The organism is Selenihalanaerobacter shriftii (assembly GCF_900167185.1).
GTDB classification, from domain to species: Bacteria; Bacillota; Halanaerobiia; order Halobacteroidales; family Acetohalobiaceae; genus Selenihalanaerobacter; species Selenihalanaerobacter shriftii.
The window spans coordinates 56107-80690 of record NZ_FUWM01000007.1 but is presented as its reverse complement, the minus strand read 5'-3'; the positions used below and the strand labels follow the sequence as shown (position 1 = coordinate 80690).

The window sequence follows — 24584 nt, the reverse complement described above, 5'->3', positions numbered from 1 at the left end:
AGTGTTTGACTGATTCTTTTAAAGGTGGTGACCGGTTATTAAGAAGATAGCTATTATTTTTGGGACTAGACCAGAAGCAATTAAAATGGCACCGGTTATTAAAGAGTTAAAAAAATGTCAAGATATTAAACCATTAGTGATTACTACAGCTCAACATAGAGAATTATTAGATCAAGTATTGGAGTTGTTTCATCTTAAACCAGATTATGATCTTGATATTATGCAAACAGAACAGAGTCTAAATCAAATTACCATTAGAATATTGCAGCAACTAGATCCTATTTTAGAAAAAGAGAACCCTGATATGCTTTTAGTTCATGGGGATACAACAACTACCTTTGTTACTTCATTAGCTGGATATTATAATCAACTCCCTATTGGTCATATAGAGGCTGGTTTAAGAACATATGATAAGTATAGACCATTTCCTGAGGAGATGAATAGACATTTAACTGGAGTATTATCTGACCTTCACTTTGCACCAACCGGCGATGCAAAAGACAATCTTTTAAAAGAAGGTATACCAGAAGAAAGAATTTTTGTGACTGGTAATACAGTAATTGATGCTTTATTAAAAATATTCAAAGGAAATTATAAATTCACTAGTAAAGTATTAAATAATATTGATTTTAAGAAAAGAAAACAAATCTTAATAACAGCACATCGAAGAGAAAATTTAGGACAACCTTTAATTAAGATTTGTCAGGCGGTTAAAATGATTTTAGAACAATTATCAGACGTAGAGGTAATATTTCCTGTTCACCCTAATCCAAAGGTGCAGAGAATAGTTAATGAATCTCTAGGTGAAGAATCTAGAGTATATTTGATTAATCCTTTAAGCTACAATGAATTTGTTAATTTAATGGGTAGAGTGGATATTATTTTAACTGATTCTGGTGGTATTCAAGAAGAAGCACCGTCATTAGGTAAACCGGTTTTAGTCTTAAGAGAGAAAACTGAAAGACCTGAAGCTGTTAATGCTGGTACTGTTCGACTAGTAGGGCATAATAGCGAGCAAATTATTAATGAAAGTATTAAGTTGTTAAATGATGAAGATGTATATTCGCAAATGGCTCAAATAAAGAACCCTTATGGTGATGGAAAAGCAGCTAAATATATAAAAGAGATATTAATTACATATTTTAGATAAATATGATTATAATATATATTATACTTAAACTTGCTTTTTATGCATTTTTTTGGTATTATAGTAATTGTTGCTTTAAATGTGATTTTATTATTATTTAAATCTTCTGAAAAATAAGTCATTAAAAATATAAAAGCTAATTTTATGGTTCTTTTATGAAGGAGAAGCACTTTTTATATAGAAAGTTATCTATGAGCATAAATATATAAGGCAGTATGTTATTTTTAACATTAAGCTGATGAAAATAGTGGTGATTTAATTATATGTTAAATAAGGATGATATCAAAGATATCTTAAAGATGCTAAGTATGGTGAGCCAATTAGGATTGATTATGGTAGCTTCTATTGGTATTGGGTTTTTTATAGGCAGATTTATTGATAGAATTCTTAATTTAACTTTTATTTTTACAGCAATCTTCATAATTTTGGGAGTGCTGGCAGGATTCTGGAATATATACAAGAGCATTTATTCTATATTTGATAAGGAGTGACCTGATTGCAGCAAGCAGTAAGAGAAACAGAAGCTGAAGTTAGAAATAAAGTATTAAAAGTAACAGGATTCGTTACCATTGCTTTAGCTTTAAGTTTACATACAGATTGGTTATTAGGATATTTATTTGGGACAATTACTTCTTTATTAATGTTTAAATTATTAGCAATCACTGTTGATGAAGCAATTGAAAAAGAATTTAACGGAGCTAGAGCACTGGTGCTTAAGAGATATATTATTCGTTATTTAATTTATGGAGTAGTGCTTTATGTAGCGTTACAAAGAAGTTATTTAAATTTAATAAGTATGCTTGTAGGTTTATTTATGGTTAAAATGGTGATTTTAGGTGATAGTATATATAACAAGTTTAAGGATTACTTAGATAGTTTAGTGGAAAAAAACTATTAAAGGAGGTGAGGTCAATTGGGAGCTGGTCCACAGGTGGTATTACATTTATTTGGAATCCCAGTTACTGATACAGTGGTAGTTTCTTGGGTAATTATGTTAGTGTTATGGGTATTTGCTATCTCTGCTAGCAAGAGCATAGAATTGGTTCCAAGCGGGACTCAGAATGCAGCTGAGTTATTTATTGAAGCGATTATAGATTTGATTGAAGGTATGATGCCTGATGAAGGCAAAAGATTTTTACCTTTAATAGCCACTATTGCTTTATTTATAGGGCTTGCCAATTTGGTAGGAATAATTCCATTAGTACCCAATCCAACTGCTGATTTAAATACAACTTTAGGTATTGCTTTAATTGTTTTTGTGGCTACACATTTTTATGGGCTAGAGGAAAAAGGATTTACATATATAAAAGAGTTTACAGAACCATCAATTGCTTTATTACCACTTAATCTTATAGGTGAGCTAGCTAAACCTATTTCGCTCGCTTTCCGTTTGTTTGGTAATATGGCAGGGGGAGGAGTTATCTTAGGAATTATTGCTATGTTTGTGCCGTGGGTAATTCCTGTTCCATTAATGGCTTGGTTTGATGTATTTGTAGGTATAATTCAAGCTTTCATCTTTACGATGTTAGCTATTGCTTATATTTCTGTAGCTAGAGGATAAACTAAATTAGTTATGAGAGCCTTTAAAAATAATATGTAGGCTTTCTAAATAGTAAAGAAAAAATAGGTTTTTCATTAGAAAGGAGGGGAAAGGTATGGCCTTAGATGCTAATACGGTCATTAGTGCTGCTTCTGCTTTAGGTGCAGGTATTGCTATGATTGCTGGTATTGGTTCTGGAATTGGTCAGGGTTATGCTGCTGGTAAAGCTACTGAAGCGGTAGCTAGACAGCCAGAAGCACAAGGTGACATCACTAGAACTATGCTTTTAGGTCAGGCGGTTGCAGAGTCTACTGGTATTTATGCTCTTGTTATCGCACTTGTTTTAGTATTCGCTAATCCGTTCCTTGGTTAAAATATAGGGGCTGAAAGTTTGTTGATATTTTAAAACTTACTAGGGGAAAGAAAAGTACCATGCTTTTCTTTCCTTATATTTCCTTAGATTATTTTCAAATATATTGTTTCTGGAAAGGAGGGGCTTAAAGCATGGTAAGTCTTGATTGGGGATTATTTTGGCAAATAGTCAACTTCTTTATTTTGTTGTTTTTATTAATTAAGTATCTCTATAATCCACTTACAGAAGTCTTAGATAAGAGATCAAATAAAATTGAAAATTCATTATCAGAAGCTGAAAGAGAACGAGAGAAAGCCAAGGAATTAAAAGAAAAATATGAATCTGAATTGGCAAATGCTCGTCAAGAAGCTCAAGAAATTATAAATAAGTCACGTCAACAAGGAGAAGAAGAAAGAACAAAGATTATTCAAGAGGCTAATGAGGAAGCAAATAGAAAGATTAAAAAAGCCGAAGATGAAATCAAGAGAACTCAAAAACAGGCTGTGGCAGAGCTACGTGATGAGGTAGCTACTATGTCTGTTTTAATTGCTCAGAAATTAATTGAGAAATCAATTGACAAGCAAGCTCAACAGCAAATTATAAGTGAGTATATTAATAAATTAGATGGTGAAAAGATAGGTGAGGTTAAATGATAAATAATCAGATAGCTAAAAGATATAGCCAAGCTCTATTTGAATTAGCTGTTGAGAAGAGCAAAGTAAAAGAGTTACAAGATGATTTAATTGAAGTATTAGATACTATTGAAGAACATGAAGAATTAAATGAGGTCATATACCATCCTCGTATTTCTAGAGAAGATAAAAAGAGTTTATTAGATGAACTTTTTGGTTCAAAGATTTCTCAAACTTTATTGAATTTCCTTAAGTTATTAATAGATAAGAGGCGTGAAAAAACTTTAGAAGCTATTTTAGATCAATATATAGAGTTAGCTAATCAAGAGAATAAAATTTTAGAAATTGAAGTTGAAACAGCCGTAGAATTATCTGATGATAATTCAGTAAAATTAAAAGAGAAATTAGAAGAATTAACAAATACAGAAGTTATATTAGACATTAAGATTAACCCAGAGTTAATAGGTGGTTTAGTACTTAAGATTGGAGATAAAGTTATTGATGGTAGTCTTCATAAGTATCTTCAGGTTATGAAAGATAACCTTACTAAAATAGAAGTAAGTCAGTTAGGGGTGAATTAATTCGATGAATCTAAAACCGGAAGAGATTAGTTCCATCATTAAGCAGCAGATTGAAGGATATGAAAAAGAGTTACAGACGGTTAGTGTTGGGACGGTATTAAATGTAGGTGATGGTATTGCCCAATTACATGGATTAGAAGATGCAATGGCTGGAGAGTTATTGCAATTTTCTAGTGGTGTTTATGGAATGGCATTAAACTTAGAAGAAGATAGTATCGGTTGTGTAATTTTAGGTGATGAGACTGAAATTGAAGAAGGAGATACTGTTGAAAGGACCGGTAAAGTTGTTGAGGTGCCGGTAGGAGAAGAATTAATGGGAAGAGTTGTTAATGCTTTAGGTCAACCAATTGACGGAAAAGGACCAATTGATACTGATAACCAGAGACCAGTTGAATCAGGAGCTCCAGGAATCATTGAGAGACAACCGGTTGAAATACCGTTACAGACTGGATTAAAAGCGATTGACTCTTTGGTACCTATTGGTCGAGGACAGCGGGAGCTAATTATAGGTGACCGTCAGACTGGTAAGACAGCTATTGGAATAGACACTATTATTAATCAACGTGATAATGATGTGATCTGTATTTATGTTGCAATTGGACAGAAGGCATCTACAGTTGCTCAGGTAGTACAGACATTAGAAGATAATCAAGCTATGGACCATACTATTGTAGTTGCTGCTAATGCTAGTGAAGCATCTGCATTACAGTACATAGCACCTTATTCAGGTTGTGCTATGGGTGAAGAGTATATGTATAATGGTAAAGATGTATTAGTTATCTATGATGATTTATCAAAACATGCTGTTGCATATCGTGAAATGTCATTACTTTTACGTCGACCACCAGGACGAGAAGCTTATCCAGGTGATGTATTCTACTTACACTCTCGTTTATTAGAGAGAGCTGCTAAGTTAAATGATGAGATGGGAGCAGGTTCTTTAACAGCTTTACCGATTATTGAAACTCAAGCTGGTGACGTTTCTGCTTATATCCCTACAAATGTTATTTCCATTACTGATGGTCAGATATACTTAGAAAGTGAATTATTCTATTCAGGTGTAAGACCAGCTATTAATGCCGGTTTATCTGTATCACGAGTAGGTGGTAGTGCGCAGGTTAAGGCTATGAAGAGTGTAGCCGGTACATTGCGTTTGGACTTATCACAGTATCGTGAATTAGAGGCATTTGCGCAGTTTGGTTCTGATTTAGATGAAGCAACTCAGCAGAAGCTGGCACGTGGAGATAGAATAGTAGAAGTTTTAAAACAGCCTGAGAATAGTCCAATGGCTGTAGAAGATCAGGTAATTAGTATTTATACTGTAACTAATGGACATATGAGTGATGTGCCAGAAGATGATATTAAGCGTTTTGAAGAGGAATTAATAGGTTTTATGCATAGTAATTATTCTGAAGTTCCGGAATCAATTAAAGAAACCGGTAAATTAGATGATGAAATTGCAGAGAAATTAGTTGAAGGTATTAAAGAATTTAAGAAAACATTTGTAGCAAGCGATAAGAATGATGAGACTGCTTAGATAGATTAGATTTAAAGTTAAGTTGATCTCCTAAAAAAGTGAGGTGATCATAATGCAAAGTATGCGGGATATTAAACGAAAGATTGGTAGTGTAGAGAATACTAAAAAGATTACACGAGCAATGAAGCTGGTAGCAGCAGCTAAATTAAGAAAGTCTCAAGAACGAGCTGAGGCAGCAAAGCCTTTCTTTACTAAGACACGAGAAACTTTAGTAGATGCTGCTAGTAAATTAGATGGTGAAATGCATACTCTTTTAGAAGAAAGGGAGAGCATAGATAGAATCGGTTATGTAGTTATTACTGGAGACCGAGGTCTTTGTGGACCTTATAATGCTCGGGTATTAAAAAAAGTTAGTGCCCATATTGAAGAGCATGCTAGAAGTAACGATGAGGTAGGAGTAATTTCTGTTGGTAAAAAAGGGAGAAATTATTTTAAAAGAAATAAGATAGAGAATGTTTCTGAATATCTACATATAGATGATGAACCATCAATGAGAACAGCACAGAATATTTCTAATGAAGTAGTTGATTTTTATGAAGAAAGAGTTTTTGATAAGATTCATTTAGTTTACACTCAATTTGAAACTATACTTGCTCAGGAGGCTAAGATAGTACAATTATTACCAGTTAAACCTGAAGGTATGGAAGAAGAAGGATTACAGAGTGAATATATTTATGAGCCTTCTCCAAATAAAGTGTTGGATGTGATTTTGCCTAAATACATCCGAAATATCATGTTTGGTGCTTTATTAGAATCAACGGCCAGTGAATTTGCTTCCCGGATGACTGCTATGGATTCAGCTACTGAGAATGCTGAAGAAATGATTGAAGAATTAACTTTGTCATATAATCGAGCTAGACAGGCCGAAATTACACAAGAGATTTCTGAGATTGTTGGAGGGGCAAACGCTTTAGATTAAACTTGGTTTGAATGATGCGAAGGAGGTATTAAGATGAGCGAGAATCAAGAGCAGAATATTGGACGAGTTGTTGAAGTTATCGGTCCAGTAGTAGAGGTCGAATTTGATGCTGGTCGACTACCAGAGATATATGGTGCTATTAAGATTGTTGATGAAGAGCGTGAAGCGCCTAAAGGAGATGGACCAAAAGATGAAGAAATTGGTGATCCTATAGAGGTTACAGTAGAGGTAATGCACCATGTTGGTGATAATCGTGTTCGTGGTGTAGCTATGTCTTCTACTGATGGTTTAGTAAGAGGTATGAAAGTGCTAGACTTAGGTGGTCCTATTTCTGTACCGATAGGTGAAGAATGCTTAGGACGAATTTTTAATGTATTAGGAGAGCCTATTGATGAAGCAGGAGAAGTAGATACTGATAAGAGAAATCCTATTCATCGGGAGGCGCCACAGTATGAAGTGCTAGAACCATCTGTTGAACTTTTTGAAACTGGTATTAAAGTAATTGACTTATTAGCACCGTATTCTGAAGGTGGTAAAGTTGGTCTATTCGGTGGTGCCGGTGTAGGTAAGACAGTATTGATTATGGAGTTAATTAATAATATTGCAACTGAGCATGGTGGTTACTCTGTATTCTCGGGTGTAGGAGAACGTACTCGTGAAGGTAACGACCTATGGTTAGAAATGAAAGAATCTGGAGTATTAGACAAGGTTGCTTTAGTATATGGTCAGATGAATGAACCACCTGGAGCTCGTATGAGAGTAGGTTTAACTGGATTGACAATGGCAGAACACTTCCGTGATGATTTAGGTCAGGATGTATTACTCTTTATCGATAATATTTTCCGATTCATTCAGGCAGGTTCTGAGGTTTCAGCTTTACTTGGCCGGATGCCATCAGCGGTAGGTTATCAGCCAACATTAGCAACTGATATAGGAGCTTTACAGGAACGGATTACCTCCACTAATAAAGGATCAATCACATCTGTACAGGCGGTTTATGTGCCAGCAGATGACTTGACAGACCCAGCACCAGCAACTACTTTTGCGCACTTAGATGCGACAACAGTATTATCAAGACCTATTGCTGAGAAAGGGATTTATCCTGCAGTGGACCCATTAGATTCAACTTCTAGAATTCTTGATCCAAATATAATTGGTGAAAAACATTATGAGATTGCTCGTAGAGTACAGGAAACATTACAGAGTTATAAAGACTTACAGGATATCATTGCTATCTTAGGTATGGATGAATTATCACCAGAAGATAAATTAACAGTAGAGAGAGCACGTAAAATTGAAAGATTCTTATCACAGCCATTCTTTGTAGCAGAGCAGTTTACTGGAACTCCTGGTAAGTATGTACCGATTAATGAAACTATTAATGGATTTGAAGAAATCTTAGATGGTAAGCATGATGATTTACCTGAAGAGGCTTTCTATATGGTAGGTACTATGCAAGAAGCAAAAGAAAAGGCGAAAAGCTTAAAGGGAAGTGAGTAATGATGTCTACTATTCAACTTGACATCGTGACTCCAGAACGGGTTGTATATAGTGAAGAAGTAGAAATGGTTGTAGTTCCTGCTATGGATGGAGATTTAGGTATTTTACCTAAACATGCTCCTTTAATTTCAGGATTAAATGTAGGTAAGATTAGATTCAAAAACCAAGGCAATGAGACTGTTGTTGTCACTAGTGGTGGATTTTTAGAAGTGAAGCCAGATCAAGTAAATGTTTTAGCTGACACAGCTGAGTTTCCTGATGAGATAGATATAGAAAGAGCTAGAGAAGCTAAGCAAAGAGCAGAAAAACGTTTAGAACAGAATAGTCCTGATGTTAATGAAATTAGAGCTGAGAATGCTTTAAAAAGAGCTATAAATAGAATGAAGGTAGCTAAAGGAGAGTAAGAGAAGACCTCTTACTCTTCTTCTTTTTGTATGTAAATATAAATAATTAGGTATTATATAGCAAGGGAGGGAAAGTAATTGAAATCTAAAGATGAAGAAATAGAAGAAGAAGCAGTTTTGAATCAGAATAAAAGTAAATTAGAAAAGACTATTTCTGCCGGAATTCATGGTGGATATGAGTTTAAAAAAGGTGAGAAGAATCAATTTCTTGGAGAATTTAGAGAGAGGATAATTAGAGTATTGAATTTTAAGCAGATCATTGAACCAGGAGTTTATCCTGAAGTTTTAGAAGCAATTAAAGATTCTGAGGCTAAAAAGTTAATTATTAGTAGAAAAGCTAACTTAAAAGCTGCTAAAGATTACATTGAACTAGCAAATCAAAATAATCTTTCCTTCAAAAAGGTAGACTCACCAGAATTCAAAGGAGATATAGGTTTAGCAGTAGTTAGTGATCATGCGGTACATCATGAAGAAATTATAGTAATTGATAAAGAAGAGAAATTCAAAGAAATAGGTTTACCTGTAGAATTATTACAAAAAGCTGGCGAAAAAATTTGTGCAGATTGTTATCATAAGATAGAAGAAAATGCTCCTGAAGAATTAATTAACTTTGAGAAAATGAGTTGGATTGATAGTTTATTTAACTCCTCTTGTGTCTGTTAAGAGTGAATTCAAATAAATATTACTTTTATAAGCAGGATATTAAGTTTCCATCTAGAAAATAAAGATGAAGCAATTTAATATGTTAATATAAAAGACATATGGATTCATATAGATTAATTGTTAACAAATTCACAACAGGAGGATATAAAGTAATGAAGAGATTGTTGGTTAGAGAAACTAGAAATTTGAATGGAAGAATTGCTGTTAATGGTGCAAAGAATGCTGCGTTACCGATTATTGCTGCTTCTTTATTGGGAGAAGGAGAGAGTAAATTAAAAGGAATTCCAAATTTAAGAGATGTTAATAACTTAGTCAAGCTCTTATCAGATTTAGGAGCTAAGGTAGATTTTTCTGGTAATGAAATAGAGGTTAATGCTGATTTAGTCAATAAATATAGTACTCATAATGAGTTAGCCAGGAAGCTGAGAGCATCATATTATACTTTAGGTGCTTTATTAGGAAGATATGGTCAAGCTCAATGTGCTTTGCCGGGAGGTTGTGAAATAGGCAATCGTCCAATAGATTTACATTTAAAGGGCTTTACGGCTTTAGGTGCAGAGGTTGAGTTAAACCATGGTATAGTTAAATTAGAGGCAGATAAATTAATTGGTGCTAAGATTTATTTGGATTATCCTAGTGTAGGGGCTACAATGAATATTATGTTAGCTGCTGTTAAAGCAGAGGGTGAAACGGTTATTGAAAATGTTGCTCGAGAACCTGAAATTATAGATCTAGCTAATTATTTAAATATAATGGGGGCTAAAGTTAAAGGTGCTGGAACTGATGTAATTAAGATTGAAGGTGTTGAAGAGTTAATAGGAGCGGATTATACAATCATACCTGATCGAATCGAGGCTGGTACTTATATGATGGCTGCAGCTGCTATTGGTGGAGAACTTGTAATAGAGAATGTATTGGTAGAACATGTTAGAGCTTTAATAGCTAAATTAAAAGAAATGGGAGTAGAAGTAATAGAAGATGTTAATCAGGTTAAAGTGACTGCTCCTAACAAATTAGCAGGTGTAGATGTTAAAACTATGCCATATCCAGGATTTCCAACAGATATGCAATCACAATTCATGACATTATTAACTCAAGCTGAAGGTGAAAATGTAGTCATTGAAACAGTATTTGAGAATCGTTTTGGCCATGTTGATGAATTAAGAAGAATGGGAGCTAAAATAAAAGTAGATGGTAGAAGTGCTGTAGTTGCTAAAGCTAATTTAGAAGGGGCTCAAGTTGAAGCTACCGACTTGCGAGCAGGAGCAGCTTTAATTATTGCTGGCTTATTAGCTAAGGGAGAAACAGAAATCTATAATGTTCATCATATTGAACGTGGTTATCAAAATATTACTAGAAAATTAAGAGATATCGGTGCCAATATAGAATTAATTACGTAATAGTTTTTCCGCCTATCACTAAAATAGTGGTAGGTTTTTTTGTATATAATTTCCCTTATTAGCATAATGTTTAATAAGTTTTAGCTAAAGGAGGGGGTTAACGATAAAAGAGATAATAACATTTGTTTTAATTTTGAATTTTCTTATTTTAATTTTGGTACCAACTATTATGATTAAAGGTTGGGATAGTATAATAGATGATAAAAATAATCAAATTAGAGTTAAAATTATAGATTCTAATGAAGAAGTAATTGAACTTCCTTTAGAAGAGTATATAAAAGGGGTAGTAGCAGCAGAAATGCCAGCTAATTTTGGAATAGAAGCTCTTAAAGCACAAGCTGTAGCTGCTAGGACTTATACTTTAAGGAAGGTACAGGGAAATAAAAGCAGAATAATTGAAATGACTACTGATATTAATTCTGATCAAGCTTGGATAGATAAAGAAGAAATGATGAAAAGATGGGGCAATTTAAAATATTGGTTTAAGATAGCAAAGGCTGTTGATTCTACAGAAGGTATTTTTTTAACTTATGAAGGTAGGATAATTTCTGCGGTATATCATTCAGCTAGCGGAGGAGTTACTGCAGCTGCTAGAAATGTATGGGGTAGAGACTTACCTTACTTAAAAGTGGTTAAGAGCCCTTATGAATCTAATTCTCCTTATAATCATTATGTCCAAGAGTATTCAATCAGAGACTTTGGTAAAAGATTAGGAATAAATAGATTAAATAAAGCTGAATTAATATATAATATGAAAATTTTAGAAAAAAGTTCAAGTGGGAGAGTATTAAAAATTCAAGTATTAGATCAGATCTTAACCGGAAGGGAGTTAAGAACTAGGCTAGGTCTTAAATCAACTAATTTTAGATATAAACTACAAGGTAGTCATATTAAGTTTATTACTAAAGGGAATGGACATGGAGCTGGAATGAGCCAATATGGAGCTAATGGAATGGCTAAAAAGGGTTATAATTACTTGGAGATTTTAAAGCATTATTATCCTGGAACAAAATTAAAAAGGATGACATATTGATTAAGGCGTTTAAGAAAATAATAGAATATAAGTAAATAAGTGTATAATTATTTTACCTCTGGATATAATAAGTTGTGGAGGTGAAATAAATGTCTAAAGATGATAAAAAAGATGATAAAAAATTCCCTTTTTCTATTAAAACTGATAAAGAAGATATTAAACTAAAATTGACAAAGAATGTTCAGGATTTAGCAGATAAATTTTCTTGGCACAAGTTTTTAACTAGAGTTCTGACTAATAAAAAAATAGTATTCTTAATAATAGCCATAATAGTAGGAGGAGCTTTACTTTTACCTAGGGTATATAATTCTACTTTAAAAGAAGATACTTCATATGAAGATAAAGTTGTAATTTATGAAGATGTTCCTGGGCATGTTAATAAAGGAATAGAAAAGAATTCAGAAGTAACAAAGCCCCCTATTAAAGTTCAAACTAAGTCAAACAATAAAGCACAAGAAAATAGAGAAATAAAAGATGAAACAACTAAAGAGAACAAGGAAGTAGCAGAACCAATAAATGCCCGTCCAGAATTTTCATTACCTGTTAAAGGGTCTAAAATTGAGCGGCAGTATGGTTGGAGTAAAGACCCAGTTTTAGAAGATTGGCGTTTTCACCAAGGTATTGATATTGCTGCTGCTCAAGCAACACAAATTAAGTCTGTTGCCAATGGGAAGGTAGAAAAAGTTAGAGAAGATGATTATTTAGGATTAGTTTTGGTTATTAAACACTCTAACGGTTATAAGACAGTTTATGGTCATGCTCAAAAATCTTACTTGGAAGAAGGCCAACATGTAAAAACTGGACAGGCTATAGGTGAAGTAGGAGATTCTGGATTAGTTATGAAACCGACTCTACATTTTGAAATTTGGAAAGAAAATAAAAGTATAAAACCTTCGGAATACTTAAATTTATAATTTGATCAATATGATTTTTGTCTGCTCTAATTATATTAGGTTTATACATATATGATTTAAGGAAGCCCATGTATCTTTTAAAAGATACATGGGTTTTTTCTTTCTTTACCCTTTCTCTTCAATCTAAAAACATATTTTTATAATTATAGCATATATATTTATCAAGGGATAAATGGGTAGGAGGGAAGGTTAATGAAAGATTATATTTATCAAAGAGTTATGGAAGTAAGTAATTATATATATGAAACTAAGGCAACGGTTAGGCAGGCAGCTAAGGTATTTGGGGTTAGTAAGAGTACTATTCATAAAGATGTAACAGAAAGGTTAGAAAAGATCGATAGCAGATTAGCTGATCAAGTTAAGAAAGTTTTAGAATATAATAAGGCTGAGCGTCATATTCGAGGTGGTGAGGCTACTAAACGAAAATATTTATCTAATTATGAAGAGATGAATGAAGATTAATGTTCAATTTTTCACTTACAAAACAGGAGATTAAGTATATATATAGAATATAGTGAATAAGGCAAAAATTAAATGTAAATACGAGAGTGAGGTGACGGGGTTAATGCTTAGAGGAATGTATACAGCAGCATCAGGTATGAATTCAGCATTAAAACGAACTAATATAATTACAAATAATCTAGCTAATGTTAACACTACTGGTTATAAAAAAGATAATACTATTAATAAGTCTTTTTCAGAGGTTTTATTAAGGCGCTTGCCAGATGGTAAATTCATTGGGGAAGCAGGTCAAGGAACAGAAGTAGAGGAAACAGTTACTGATTTTAGCTTAGGTAAAATACATAAAACAGATAATCCATTTGATTGGGCAATTAATGGCGAAGGTTTTTTTGCAGTCCAAACATCAAAGGGAATTAGATATACTAGAAATGGTAATTTTAATCTGAATCGAAATGGACAAGTAGTTACCCAAAATGGCAATTTAGTTTTAGGACAAGGTGGTCCTTTACAGGTTTTTGGTGATAATGTACAATTAGATAATCAGAATAACTTAGTGGTCGATGGACAAATTGCTGGTCAAATTAGATTAGTAACTTTTTCTAATTCAAATGGCTTAGTCAAGGAAGGCAATACATTGTATCGGGCTACTCCAGATGTTGGTAACCAATTCATGGCTACTGGAGAAGTAAGTCAAGGGTATTTAGAGTCAGCAAATGTTAATGTTGTAGAATCTATGACCAATATGATTGAAGCAACTAGACATTATGAAGCTAACCAAAAAATCATCAAGACTTATGACAAAAGTTTAGGTGATGCAGTTAATTCTGTAGGAAAAGTATAAAAGGGCTGGACTTTTTAATAAGAGGCCTGAATCGTGGACTGATTGAAGCGATTTATAGAATGAAGTTATTAAATTAAATACTGATTTTTAATATATAGGAGGTTAATATCCATGATTAGATCATTGTGGACAGCAGCAACTGGAATGAAGGCACAACAGTTAAATATTGATACTATTTCTAACAACTTATCTAATGTTAATACTAGTGGTTTTAAGAAAAGTAGAGTTGGTTTTCAAGATTTAATGTATCAATCATTACGAGAAGCAGGAACCCCTAATAATCAAGGTTCTCAAGTCCCGACCGGGATAGAAGTAGGACATGGTGTTAGGCCAGCTGCTACACAGAAATTATTTTCCCAAGGAAGCTTTCAAAAAACCGGGAATCCTTTAGATATTGCTATTGAAGGTGATGGATTCTTTCAAGTATTGCAGCCAGACGGTAGAGTAGCTTATACCCGTGATGGATCATTAAAGAGAGATAATAATGGGCGATTAGTAACTTCTGATGGATATCCAGTTCAACCTGAAATAACAATTCCTGAGGATGCAGTTAATGTAACAGTAACTGTTGAAGGTAATGTTTTAGTTAAACAACCAGGTAGTGAAGAATTAAATGAAATTGGACAACTTGAATTAGCTCGGTTTTCTAATCCAGCAGGATTAAAGAGTCTTGGTAGAAATTTATTTATGAAGACACCTGCTTCTGGAGAACCTACTGTAGGCGTTCCTGCCGAAAATGGTTTTGGAACTTTGAGTCAAGGATACTTAGAGCAGTCAAATGTAAAAGTAGTTGAAGAGATGGTAAATATGATTGCAGCTCAACGTGCTTATGAAGTTAATTCTAAAGCAATTAGAGCTTCAGATGAGATGTTACAGCAAGCTAATAATTTAAAAAGATAAAGTGAGCTGATAGATAATGATTAAAAGGAAGCAGTTACCACAATTGAAATTAATTGTTGGAGTATTGGTTCTGTTGTTAGGTTTAAGCTCGGTAGCTGTTGCTCAAAATAGAGTGACTATTAAAGTAGATTATAAAGTCAAAGTAGATGGTCCTAAATTGACTTTAGGAGATATAGCAGTTATTAAAGGGGGAGAACCTCCTAAAATAGAGTTAGCGAGCATTAACTTAGGTAGAGCGCCACTTCCAGGTTATACTAGGGTTTTAAAACAGGAATATATTATTGCTGCCTTAAGAAGAGCTGGTTTTACTCTTAATAACTTTTATTATCATATTCCTAAACAGGTTAGGGTTACTACTCGATACCAAACACTGGATGGACAGCAGCTAGCTCAAAAAGTTAAGGAATATATTCCTCAAAATATTGATTTTAAATCAGAGGATATTGATATTAAAATCCAACAAGTTGCTAATAAAATTAAATTACCTGTCGGTAAAGTACGGTTACAGGTTGGGAATTTATATTCTCGAAACCTATTAGGGAGACAGACGATTCCTATACATATATATATAAATGGAAACTTAGCTAGAAAAAAATATATACAAGCAGAAGTTAAGGTCTATCAACAAGTTTTGGTAGCAAAAGATATGATTAAAAGGCATCAAAATTTATCTAAGGATTTATTTAAATGGAGAAAAAAGTTAGTCTCTAATCGTTATGGTAATCAACCTTTTACTAAGTTAGAATCTATTCAGAATTTTAGACTTAAAAGAACACTTAATGCAGGACAGGTATTAACAGACAATGTAATAGAAACTCCTCCTTTAGTTAAAAGACGTGAAAGAGTAAAGATTATTGCTAAGGTTAATGGAGTTAGGGTTAGTACAGTGGGAATTGCTTTAGGATCCGGAGCTAAAGGAGATATTATTGAGGTTGAAAATTTAAATACCGATAAGAAATTAATGGCTGAAGTTATAGGTAAGGATACTGTAAAGGTTATCTTATAAATTATATTGAGGTGTGGATTATGAATAAATTTCACCAAAAGTTTTTGATGATAGTCATGGTTATGTTCTGCTTTATTTTTCTAATGTCGGCTTCTAGTTTGGCTGTTTCTTTATATGAAGATGCAGGTTCACTATATGATGAACATAAAGCTAAGAACATGGGTGATATTTTAACTGTTATTATTCAAGAACAATCTGCTGCTACTCAAGAGGCAGACACTGACACGGAGCAGAGTAATGAGTTAGAAGTAAGTCCTGGTGGTGGACTCTTAGATTTTATTAAGATGCTTAGAATGAGTCAAGAGGATTCTTCATCCGCCAGTGGGAGTACAAGCCAAAGTGGAAACTTAAGTGCGCGAATGACTGTACAAGTAGTTCAGGTTTTAGCTAATGATAATTTGAGAATTCATGGCGTTAAAGAAATTACAATTAATGAAGAGACTCAAAAAATAGAATTATCAGGTATCGTTAGACCTGAAGATATCACTGTTAATAATACTATTGATTCTACCCAAATAGCCAACGGCAAGATTACATATGATGGTGAAGGAGCTATAGGAGATAAACAGCGGCCAGGTCTGTTCACTAGGGTGTTAAATATATTATTTTAGTCTATTATTTTCTGTGAGGTGTGCATAGTATGCGAAGGAATAAAGTAGTAACTATATTAATTATGGTTTTAGTTTTACATTCATTATTATCTCTGCCGCTGATAGCTAAGGTACAAGATAGTTACCTTAATAATCCATTAGTTAGAGTTAAAGATATTACTAGAATTCAAGGAGTTAGAGATAATCAGTTACTCGGTTATGGTTTAGTAGTTGGCTTAAGCGGGAGTGGTGATAGTAGTAGTTCTGAAGCTACTGTACGTTCAATTGCTAATATGTTAAAGAAATTTGGAGTTAATGTTAATTCAAATCAAGTTGAATCTGAAAATATAGCTGCTGTAATGGTGACAGCTGAGTTGCCGCCTTTTAGTAGACCGGGAGATAGGGTAGATCTAAATGTTTCCTCTATTGGTGATGCTGAAAGTTTACAAGGTGGTACTTTATTAATGACTCCATTAACTGGGCCTAATCAGAAAGAAGTTTATGCAATGGGCCAGGGACCAATATCCATTGGAGGATTTAATGCCAGTCAAGGAGGAAATTCTGTTCGAAAAAATCATACTACTGTAGGAATGATCCCTAATGGTGGTATTATAGAACGAGAAGTTAGAACTGATTTTATGAATAAAGGTGAAATAACTTTATTATTAGATAATCCTGATTTTGCAACTGCTCAGCGAATTGCTGAAGCAGTTAATCAACGTTATGGGTATAATTCGGATGGTAATAACTTTGCTCAAGCTTTAGATCCAGGTCGAGTTGAAGTTACAGTACCTAGTTATTTTAAAGATAGATCGGTTAGTTTCATAGCTGAGATTAATAAATTACCGGTTAGGCCAGATACTGAGGCTAAAGTAGTGATTAATGAAAGAACTGGTACTATAGTAATGGGTCATAATGTAAGAATTTCTACTATTTCAGTAGCCCATGGGAATTTAACAATTACTATTTCTACGCAAGAAGAGGTTGATCAACCTCCTCCATTATCAGAAGGTGAGACTGAAAAGACTCAAAATACTGATGTTAGTGCTAAAGAAGAGAAGAGTAATTTATTAGTGGTTCCTAAAGGTTCTACTATTTCAGATGTAGTCAAGGCTTTAAATGGGGTAGGTGCTACTCCACGGGATACTATAGCAATTTTACAGGCTATTAAGCAGGCTGGCGCTTTACATGCTAAGTTAGAAATTATGTAAATTAAGTGAGGGATTGAAGATATGAAAATCAGTAGCAATCAAAGCTTAAGGTTATTACAGACAAAGAATGATTTACAACGGAGTAAAAGGGAAGTAAATAACTTTAAGCAAAGCTTACAGAAGGCAGAACAAGTAATGCAAAGTGAAAAAGAACGGGAAACTAAATTGAGAGAAGTTAGCAAGAAATTTTCTGCTCTCTTTGTTGGTCTAATGTTAAAGGAAATGCGAAAGACGATTCCGAAGTCTGGATATTTAAATGGTGGATTAAAGGAAGATATATTTAGAGAAAGATTGGATCAGAAGTATGCACAGGAGATTTCTCGTTCTCAGCAGTTGGATATGGCTGAAGTACTCTATAAACAGTTAAACCAAAAAATAGAGTAGGAGATTCTTTAGTTGACTTTAGTATAAACTGTGATTAATAATAATAATGATACATAGTAGTGGATAGTAAATAGCTAGGGCTATCCAGTTGTTAGGAAGGGAAGGGATATAATTGTATAAACGGTGGTTTATAGTAATTGGATTAGTAATTTCTCTTTTAATTTCATTACCGGCTTTAGCAACAAATAAACCCATTAAGCGTAATATTATGCCTGTTAATCAAGTTAAAAGAGATATGACAGGGATTGGTAAGACGGTAATTTCTGGGACAAAGATAGAAGAGTTTAACGTTAAAGTATTAGGTATTTTAAAGAATCAAAAGGTTAATCAAGATTTGATTTTAGTTAAAGTTAGTGGTGATCTGATCGAAGAGACTGGAGGAATAGCCGCTGGAATGAGTGGTAGCCCAGTCTATATTGATGGTAAATTAATTGGAGCCATTGGTTATGGTTGGCAATTAACGGAACATAAGATTGGTATGGTAACTCCTATTGAAGATATGATTAATATTTGGAAGTTAGATAAGATTAATAATAAAAAGACGGCTTTCTTATCAGATCCAATAAAAGTTGCTGGCCAAGTAAAGACTAAAGTTCGGTTTATGAATAAAGAACCTAGAAAGATAACAGAGCAAGCAGATAACGAGTTATTAGCTTATCCTGCTAAGACACCACTATTAGTAAATGGTTTAGGAAGAGGGGCCTTAGATTACTTGAGTAATGAACTGCAGGATTATGGTTTAAAACCGGTTCAAGGTGGTGGAGTAACTCAAAGTCAAAAAAAGAAAATAGATGATGAATTAAAACCTGGTAGTGCTATAGCAGTTCAATTAGTTCGAGGAGATATTGATGTTTCAGCAATTGGAACTTTAACTTATAAGGAAGATGACCGGGTTTTAGGATTTGGTCATAGATTTATGAATAAAGGTGAGAGTAATTACTTCTTATCTTCTGCTTATATTCATCAAATGATTAAAAGTTTAGAGATGCCTTTTAAATTAGGTGCTCCTTTGAATTTAAAAGGAATCATTACTCAAGATCGTACTGCAGGAGTAGGAGGTAAAGTAGGAGAGTTTCCTAAAGTTGTCCCTTTAGAAGTAAAAGTGACGGATCAAGACTTGAATAGGACGAGAGATATTAATGTACAATTAGTTAGAGATGAAGATTTAATTCAACCTTTAGCAGGTTCAGTAGTTTATCAAGCTATTAGTAGCACTATTGATAGGCAAGGAGGAGGAACTGCTGAAGTTGAAATGGAAATTATGGCGAATAACTTAGATGAAAAAATAATTAAAAGAAAGAATATATTTTATAATCGTGGTGATGTAGCCGCTGTTGCTTTAAATGATTTTTTAAAAGGTTTAGCTCTAATTACTCAAAATCCATTTCAAAAGATTAATTTAATTGATATTAAATTAAATATTAAGATTAAAGAGGAACCACAAGTTGCTTTAATAGAAGAAGTTAATTTTTCACAACAAAAAGTTAAACCAGGGGAAGAAATAGAATTCAAGGTTAAGCTAAGACCATATAGAAAAGAATCTATAGTTGAAAAATATAGCTTTAAAGTTCCCGAAAATATTGATGCAGGGAAAGTTAATATAGAAATAATTGGAGGTCGTGAGGCAAACTTTACTTCTCAACAAGAGGTTACAAAAGAAGAAACTGAGTATGGTCATGGTAAAAACGAGACATTTAAAGATTTAGAAGAAGTAATTGACACTTTTAAAGAACAAAAGATTAATAGCGAATTGGTAATCAGGGTTTATCCAAGTTATGAGGAAGAGGCAATACCAGTTAGTGGTGATAATAATTCAAAACAGAGTCAGATTTCTCACCAAAGAAAAGAGCTATCCTCTAAAGCAAGTGATAATATTGAAAATGAAGGTAGTAATGTTAAGGCTAATGAAGAAATATTTGAAGAATCATTTTCTACTAACTACATTTTAGAAGGTAGAGTGGATACGGAATTAGAGATTCAACCTAAGGATAAGAATAAATCTAAAGACAAAGAAGGTAAAAAGGTAACCAAACCTCAAGTCAAAAATAAAGATAAGGTTAAGAGTGGGCATAAAAGTTAATAAAGTTAATGTAATTAAAGGCAAGCCTCAAGAGGCTTGCCTTTAAACAGGACACATTTTAACGATAACAGTAATTAAATTCCAAAATTATAAGGAAATAACTGATTATAACTGTTGCATCTTTTAATAAAATATATTATCATAAGAGTAGTCTGAGGTTAAGAATTGAATTGAAAATTGGAGGCCATATGATGATTTCGGTAAATAAGAAAGTGAAAATAGTGCTTCCTATGGTTTTGGTTCTTTGTTTATTAGGTTTTGTCATTTTCACATTATCTTCTAATTGGGTGAATTTTTCTGCTCAAATTAAAGAGAAGATGGTTTCTATAGTAAAGGATAAGTATGGTTATCAAATTGATTTAGCTAAAATTGAGATTAGTGGAATTAATCAATTATTAATTAAGGATTTATATCTAGATGACGGCAGGAAATATCAATTAACTGCTAATAAAGTTGAAATTTCCTATAATATATTAGATGTATTATTACAGAAAAGTGATATGATAAGTAGTGTTCGTCAAGTTGAATTATTTTCACCAAAACTTGAAGTAACTAAGGTTAAGGATCCTGATATAAATATTATTCCTATCGTTAATCACTTTACAGGAAAAATTATTGTTAAAGAAGGAACCTTAAGTGGAGATATTGATGCCATAAAAGGAATTAATAGATTAGAAAAGATTAATGGTAAGGTAAAATTGAATAAAAAAAGTATGAAATTCAATTTAAATTCTCGTCTACCAGATAATAATGGCCAATTTATAGTAGAAGGTATAGCTGACTTACGAGAGTTTCAGGTGAGTATTAATTTAAATGACTTAAATTTGAATCTGTTCGCTAGTGAATTACAAAATACATTATCGAAGTCCAAGATTAAATTAAAAGATGGAAGAGTAAATGGGACATTACATGTGAAAGGTAATACAACAGTTAATTCTTTAGCTGATTTAGATTATAATGGTGAATTGGAGATTAAAGACAGCATACTTAAGCATGATGATTTTTCTTATGGAATTAAGATAGTAAATGGTAGATTAAATATAAACAAACAGGGTTTAATTATTAAAAAATTAATAGCTGATATTAATGGATCTAAATTAGACTTAGCGGGTGTAGTTAAAGGTTGGCAGGATTCTAAGTTATATTTAGAGTTTAGTAGCTCTCACTTAGATTTAAATATATTAACAGATTTATTGCCTTCACAGTTAGTAGTAGATGGGAGTGCTAAGACTGTTGGACAGATAAGAGGCTCAGTAAGTAATCCTGAAGTTAGGACTCAAATTAGATTACCAGAAGTAGAGATTAATGATTTTAAATTTAAAAATTTCAGATTTGGTTTAAGGTATAAAAATAATTTAATTACTTTAAGTGGATTTAAATCTAAAGTGGCTAATGGAACTTTAAGTGGTCGTGGAACTATTAGTTGGTCTAAAGATAATCCACTGGTGTATACAGCCTCGTTAGAATCTAAAGGAATTGAATTAAAGAGGTTAAAACCAATTAGTCAATCTTTAGATTTAACAGGTAAATTAAATGGGAGTTTAGTAATTGGGGGTCAGGAGTCTTTTGAAAGTTTAACGATGTTTGGTAGCATTAAAGTTGACAGTGGCGCATGGAGAGAATATAAATTTGATGGAATGAATAGTAATTTTTGGTTTAACGATACTCAATTATTATTAAGTGATATAACTGTAAAATCTGGAGAAAGTCGTTGGAATGCTAGAGGAGTGGTCAATACTGATCAAACCTTAAGTTTAGATATTACAGCTAAAGATGTTAAACTTTCTGAATTGACAGGGTTACATAATTATCGGACCCTGGTGGGGTCTGCTAATTTACAAGGAAAGTTATCAGGAAAAATTAGTTCTCCTCATTTTTCAGGTGATATTAAAGGAGAAGAAATAAGTTATAAAAATAGAGAGTTAGAAAAAGTAAAAGGAAGATTAACTTATGGTAACGAAAGAATTATATTAGAAGATATGGTTATAACAGATCAATCTTCTAATTATGAATTAGTTGGAAGTATACAATTGGCTAATAAACCAAAATTTGACCTTAATTTAAAGACTAAGGCAGGAAAAATTAGAGACTTATATAAATTTATTATTAGTCAGGAATTAAAAGAGGTCGATGGGCAGTTTGCTGGTGGCTTGAATATTAAAGGAACAGTTGATGATTTTCAAGCTGAAGGAAGACTGAGAATATTAGCTGGTCAGGTAAGAGGGATAAAACTTAGTTCCGGTTGGTTAACCCTTAATTGGCAAGATAATAAGTTGCGAATAGAAAACTTGCAATTATTTAGTGATGATTCAAAATTAATTGGACAGGGTATTGTTAAAAGAAATGGTGATTTAGATATTACATTAAACGCAGAAGATGTAAGTATATCTGAATTAGATTTATTTCCTATAGGTTTTGGAGAATTACAAGGAAGTTTAGATTTTACTGGTCATTTAAAAGGGAATCTTTCTAATCCTAATTTAATTGGAGATGTTGATTTGAATGAAGGTGTAGTAGCTGGACATGATTTGCAGAATATAACAGGGAATATTAATTATATGGACCAAATTATTAGTCTGCAAAATTTAGAAATTAATAGACAGGAAACCGAATATGAAATAAATGGGGATCTTGATTTAGAAAAGAAAGAATTTAAGGAACTCCATTTAGAGATGGTCGACGGACAATTAGCTGAATTAGCAGAAATATTACCTTGGGAAGTAAAAGAAAAAATACCACATAGTTTCTTTGGACAATTAGTTTTTAATGGTGCATTTAAAGAGCCTAAGGTTAAAGGACAGATTTTAGTAGGTGATATTGATCGTGATGGATATTTAATTCTTAAGGGGAGTTATGATTATAGATTAGGTGCTGACCTTCTTTTGCAGACGAAGAACTTTGCTTTAGCTCCTTTTGATGGTTCAATACCTTTAAATCATGATATAGGAGGGAGTCTTAATTCGAAGATTGAATTAGATGGTGAATTAAATTCCTTAGATATCAATTCAAGTATTGAAATTTTAAATGGGCATGTAGATGATTATGAGTATGAATCATTAGCAGGTTCATTTATCTTAAAAGAAGGTAATCAATTTAAAATTACGCGTCAATTGAAGTTAAGAGTAAATGATCAAAATCTAATTACTGCTGATGGTTATCTACCACTTCGGGGTCAGACTGATCCACTTTATATTGATATTAAGTTTAAAGAAGGTGATTTAAGTCTTTTATCTCAATGGTTAGAAGGTGTTAAAACTGCAGAAGGTAATGGTGATGCTCATCTTGTTATTTCTGGTAGTAAGAGGGATCCTCATTATGATGGTAGAGTTGAAGTTAATAATGGAGAATTATCTATAGTAGGTTTAACCAGTGACTTTTCAAATCTGAATGGAGTTTTAGAAATTAAAGATCAATTAATAAAGGTTGATAAATTGACTAGTAGGTATGGAGGAGGTAGTTTTAATACTCAAGGAAATGTTAGGATTAATGATTGGAGATTAGGTGAAGTTAATCTAACATTTACGGGGGATAGTTTGCCGGTTGAACATGGTTCTTGGCAAGGGAAGAATGATGCGACCTTAAAGATTGGAGGTATTGCTAGTAACCCTATAATAAGGGGAGAGATTTTGGCATATGATACTCGGATTATTATTCCTTTCAAATGGCCGGCTGTCAGTGATGGCTCTAAGTCATTAATAGAACCACAATTTGATCTTAAGGTCAAACCAGGGAAAGAAGTTAAGGTTTATAATGATAATATAGATATCTTAATTGAAGAAGGTACTTTGCAAATAGTCTCTGGCAAACAAGGGATAGAATTAAAAGGAGAATTAACTTCTAAAACTGGTGGTTTTAATTATTATAATACTGAATTTGAGTTAGTATCCGGTACGGCTACTTTTGATGAATATGGAGGTAATATTCCGAAATTAGATATAGTAGCTAATACTAAGGTGATGAATTTAGTTGAAGAACAAGAGAAGGAGTATGATACTGAGAAAGTAGAAGTCTTATTGAGGTTAGGTGGCCCTGCTAATCAGATGTCTATTAACTTAGAATCAGATCCATCTTTGAGCAAACCAGAGATTCTTAATTTATTAGCTAGGAGAGGTGGATTAGGTAGTCTATTAGAAGGCAATTATGATCAAGTAATTGAAGATGAATTAGTAAGAGTTTTACAGGCAGGGATTCGAGTTGAATTCTTGTCTAATATAGAAGAGACTCTGGAAGATAAATGGGACCTTGATGAATTTAAGTTATATTCCGGTATAGGAAATGGCTTTAATTTAAAGATGGGTAAGCAAATAACAGATGATTTGTTCCTTAAGTATAATCAGGAGTTTGCTGGTGATGAAGAAAGGTCTATTGGTTTTGAATATGAAATGTTTGATAAATTAAAGGATGTAGTTTTAGACGGAACAATTGGCAACGATGATGAGTATCGTTTAGAATTAGAAGCTAAGTTTTCATTTAACTAAATAATGGTAT

At 32.9% G+C, this 24584-nt stretch carries 24 protein-coding genes; all 24 read left to right on the top strand.

Annotated features, from left to right (window positions below; translation table 11 throughout):
- Window positions 1-37: 37 nt before the first annotated feature.
- The 24 genes from wecB to B5D41_RS04640 all read left to right on the top strand — a co-directional run bounded on the left by wecB (window position 38) and on the right by B5D41_RS04640 (window position 24574).
- On the top strand, window positions 38-1150 hold the full coding sequence (gene wecB / locus B5D41_RS04755) for a non-hydrolyzing UDP-N-acetylglucosamine 2-epimerase (RefSeq protein ID WP_078809470.1): 1113 nt from the start codon (window positions 38-40) through the stop codon (window positions 1148-1150).
- Window positions 1151-1410: 260 nt separating this feature from the next.
- Window positions 1411-1638, top strand: a complete 228-nt coding sequence (locus tag B5D41_RS04750; RefSeq protein ID WP_078809469.1) for an AtpZ/AtpI family protein — start codon at window positions 1411-1413, stop codon at window positions 1636-1638.
- Window positions 1639-1643: 5 nt separating this feature from the next.
- Window positions 1644-2045, top strand: a complete 402-nt coding sequence (locus tag B5D41_RS04745) for an ATP synthase subunit I (RefSeq protein WP_078809468.1) — start codon at window positions 1644-1646, stop codon at window positions 2043-2045.
- Window positions 2046-2060: 15 nt separating this feature from the next.
- Entirely contained in the window at window positions 2061-2708 is a 648-nt protein-coding gene (gene atpB, locus B5D41_RS04740) for a F0F1 ATP synthase subunit A (protein WP_143555662.1), read from the top strand.
- Between the two features lie 94 nt (window positions 2709-2802).
- The gene (gene atpE / locus B5D41_RS04735) at window positions 2803-3060 is read left to right on the top strand and encodes an ATP synthase F0 subunit C (protein WP_078809467.1); all 258 of its coding nucleotides are present in this window, start codon (window positions 2803-2805) and stop codon (window positions 3058-3060) included.
- A 131-nt stretch (window positions 3061-3191) separates the two neighbouring features.
- Window positions 3192-3692 (top strand): F0F1 ATP synthase subunit B, encoded by a 501-nt coding sequence (gene atpF, locus B5D41_RS04730; RefSeq protein WP_078809466.1) that lies wholly within the window; start codon window positions 3192-3194, stop codon window positions 3690-3692.
- Window positions 3689-4252 (top strand): F0F1 ATP synthase subunit delta, encoded by a 564-nt coding sequence (locus B5D41_RS04725; protein WP_078809465.1) that lies wholly within the window; start codon window positions 3689-3691, stop codon window positions 4250-4252. The genes atpF and B5D41_RS04725 overlap by 4 nt, the downstream gene beginning before the upstream one ends.
- Window positions 4253-4256: 4 nt before the next feature.
- On the top strand, window positions 4257-5789 hold the full coding sequence (gene atpA / locus B5D41_RS04720) for a F0F1 ATP synthase subunit alpha (protein WP_078809464.1): 1533 nt from the start codon (window positions 4257-4259) through the stop codon (window positions 5787-5789).
- A 52-nt stretch (window positions 5790-5841) separates the two neighbouring features.
- A complete protein-coding gene (atpG, locus tag B5D41_RS04715) occupies window positions 5842-6708 on the top strand; it encodes an ATP synthase F1 subunit gamma (protein WP_078809463.1) in 867 nt (288 codons plus the stop codon).
- 33 nt (window positions 6709-6741) lie between these two features.
- A complete protein-coding gene (gene atpD / locus B5D41_RS04710; protein WP_078809462.1) occupies window positions 6742-8208 on the top strand; it encodes a F0F1 ATP synthase subunit beta in 1467 nt (488 codons plus the stop codon).
- Complete coding sequence (locus B5D41_RS04705) at window positions 8208-8612, top strand: F0F1 ATP synthase subunit epsilon (RefSeq protein ID WP_078809461.1); 405 nt, start codon at window positions 8208-8210, stop codon at window positions 8610-8612. Before atpD ends, B5D41_RS04705 begins: the two co-directional genes overlap by 1 nt.
- Window positions 8613-8690: 78 nt before the next feature.
- On the top strand, window positions 8691-9275 hold the full coding sequence (locus B5D41_RS04700) for a YueI family protein (protein ID WP_078809460.1): 585 nt from the start codon (window positions 8691-8693) through the stop codon (window positions 9273-9275).
- 152 nt (window positions 9276-9427) lie between these two features.
- Window positions 9428-10675: a UDP-N-acetylglucosamine 1-carboxyvinyltransferase gene (locus B5D41_RS04695; protein WP_078809459.1), complete on the top strand. Its 1248-nt coding sequence runs from the start codon at window positions 9428-9430 to the stop codon at window positions 10673-10675.
- A 169-nt stretch (window positions 10676-10844) separates the two neighbouring features.
- Complete coding sequence (gene spoIID / locus B5D41_RS04690) at window positions 10845-11708, top strand: stage II sporulation protein D (protein WP_234983892.1); 864 nt, start codon at window positions 10845-10847, stop codon at window positions 11706-11708.
- An 89-nt stretch (window positions 11709-11797) separates the two neighbouring features.
- Window positions 11798-12622 (top strand): M23 family metallopeptidase, encoded by an 825-nt coding sequence (locus tag B5D41_RS04685; RefSeq protein WP_078809457.1) that lies wholly within the window; start codon window positions 11798-11800, stop codon window positions 12620-12622.
- A gap of 192 nt (window positions 12623-12814) precedes the next feature.
- A complete protein-coding gene (gene spoIIID / locus B5D41_RS04680; protein WP_078809456.1) occupies window positions 12815-13084 on the top strand; it encodes a sporulation transcriptional regulator SpoIIID in 270 nt (89 codons plus the stop codon).
- 103 nt (window positions 13085-13187) lie between these two features.
- On the top strand, window positions 13188-13925 hold the full coding sequence (flgF, locus tag B5D41_RS04675) for a flagellar basal-body rod protein FlgF (RefSeq protein WP_078809455.1): 738 nt from the start codon (window positions 13188-13190) through the stop codon (window positions 13923-13925).
- Between the two features lie 111 nt (window positions 13926-14036).
- Window positions 14037-14825, top strand: a complete 789-nt coding sequence (gene flgG, locus B5D41_RS04670) for a flagellar basal-body rod protein FlgG (RefSeq protein ID WP_078809454.1) — start codon at window positions 14037-14039, stop codon at window positions 14823-14825.
- Between the two features lie 16 nt (window positions 14826-14841).
- Window positions 14842-15831 (top strand): flagellar basal body P-ring formation chaperone FlgA, encoded by a 990-nt coding sequence (gene flgA, locus B5D41_RS04665; RefSeq protein WP_078809453.1) that lies wholly within the window; start codon window positions 14842-14844, stop codon window positions 15829-15831.
- 20 nt (window positions 15832-15851) lie between these two features.
- Window positions 15852-16442, top strand: a complete 591-nt coding sequence (locus B5D41_RS04660; protein WP_078809452.1) for a flagellar basal body L-ring protein FlgH — start codon at window positions 15852-15854, stop codon at window positions 16440-16442.
- A gap of 29 nt (window positions 16443-16471) precedes the next feature.
- Window positions 16472-17632, top strand: a complete 1161-nt coding sequence (locus B5D41_RS04655; RefSeq protein WP_078809451.1) for a flagellar basal body P-ring protein FlgI — start codon at window positions 16472-16474, stop codon at window positions 17630-17632.
- 21 nt (window positions 17633-17653) lie between these two features.
- Window positions 17654-18016 (top strand): rod-binding protein, encoded by a 363-nt coding sequence (locus tag B5D41_RS04650; RefSeq protein WP_078809450.1) that lies wholly within the window; start codon window positions 17654-17656, stop codon window positions 18014-18016.
- 112 nt (window positions 18017-18128) lie between these two features.
- Window positions 18129-20096 carry a SpoIVB peptidase S55 domain-containing protein gene (locus tag B5D41_RS04645; RefSeq protein WP_078809449.1) on the top strand — a complete coding sequence of 656 codons (1968 nt, stop codon included), beginning with the start codon at window positions 18129-18131 and terminating at the stop codon, window positions 20094-20096.
- 191 nt (window positions 20097-20287) lie between these two features.
- Window positions 20288-24574, top strand: coding sequence for a translocation/assembly module TamB domain-containing protein (locus B5D41_RS04640; protein WP_159442885.1), 4287 nt, complete (start codon window positions 20288-20290; stop codon window positions 24572-24574).
- Window positions 24575-24584 lie beyond the last annotated feature (10 nt).

What these genes read in the sequence shown, in the direction of transcription:
- B5D41_RS04750 (WP_078809469.1), top strand. Translation starts at nt 1,411, where the DNA reads ATGTTAAATAAGGATGATATCAAAGATATCTTAAAGATGCTAAGTATG.
- atpE (WP_078809467.1), top strand. Translation starts at nt 2,803, where the DNA reads ATGGCCTTAGATGCTAATACGGTCATTAGTGCTGCTTCTGCTTTAGGT.
- atpF (WP_078809466.1), top strand. Translation starts at nt 3,192, where the DNA reads ATGGTAAGTCTTGATTGGGGATTATTTTGGCAAATAGTCAACTTCTTT.
- B5D41_RS04725 (WP_078809465.1), top strand. Translation starts at nt 3,689, where the DNA reads ATGATAAATAATCAGATAGCTAAAAGATATAGCCAAGCTCTATTTGAA.
- atpA (WP_078809464.1), top strand. Translation starts at nt 4,257, where the DNA reads ATGAATCTAAAACCGGAAGAGATTAGTTCCATCATTAAGCAGCAGATT.
- atpG (WP_078809463.1), top strand. Translation starts at nt 5,842, where the DNA reads ATGCAAAGTATGCGGGATATTAAACGAAAGATTGGTAGTGTAGAGAAT.
- atpD (WP_078809462.1), top strand. Translation starts at nt 6,742, where the DNA reads ATGAGCGAGAATCAAGAGCAGAATATTGGACGAGTTGTTGAAGTTATC.
- B5D41_RS04705 (WP_078809461.1), top strand. Translation starts at nt 8,208, where the DNA reads ATGATGTCTACTATTCAACTTGACATCGTGACTCCAGAACGGGTTGTA.
- B5D41_RS04695 (WP_078809459.1), top strand. Translation starts at nt 9,428, where the DNA reads ATGAAGAGATTGTTGGTTAGAGAAACTAGAAATTTGAATGGAAGAATT.
- spoIID (WP_234983892.1), top strand. Translation starts at nt 10,845, where the DNA reads ATGATTAAAGGTTGGGATAGTATAATAGATGATAAAAATAATCAAATT.
- B5D41_RS04685 (WP_078809457.1), top strand. Translation starts at nt 11,798, where the DNA reads ATGTCTAAAGATGATAAAAAAGATGATAAAAAATTCCCTTTTTCTATT.
- spoIIID (WP_078809456.1), top strand. Translation starts at nt 12,815, where the DNA reads ATGAAAGATTATATTTATCAAAGAGTTATGGAAGTAAGTAATTATATA.
- flgF (WP_078809455.1), top strand. Translation starts at nt 13,188, where the DNA reads ATGCTTAGAGGAATGTATACAGCAGCATCAGGTATGAATTCAGCATTA.
- flgG (WP_078809454.1), top strand. Translation starts at nt 14,037, where the DNA reads ATGATTAGATCATTGTGGACAGCAGCAACTGGAATGAAGGCACAACAG.
- flgA (WP_078809453.1), top strand. Translation starts at nt 14,842, where the DNA reads ATGATTAAAAGGAAGCAGTTACCACAATTGAAATTAATTGTTGGAGTA.
- B5D41_RS04660 (WP_078809452.1), top strand. Translation starts at nt 15,852, where the DNA reads ATGAATAAATTTCACCAAAAGTTTTTGATGATAGTCATGGTTATGTTC.
- B5D41_RS04655 (WP_078809451.1), top strand. Translation starts at nt 16,472, where the DNA reads ATGCGAAGGAATAAAGTAGTAACTATATTAATTATGGTTTTAGTTTTA.
- B5D41_RS04650 (WP_078809450.1), top strand. Translation starts at nt 17,654, where the DNA reads ATGAAAATCAGTAGCAATCAAAGCTTAAGGTTATTACAGACAAAGAAT.
- B5D41_RS04640 (WP_159442885.1), top strand. Translation starts at nt 20,288, where the DNA reads ATGATTTCGGTAAATAAGAAAGTGAAAATAGTGCTTCCTATGGTTTTG.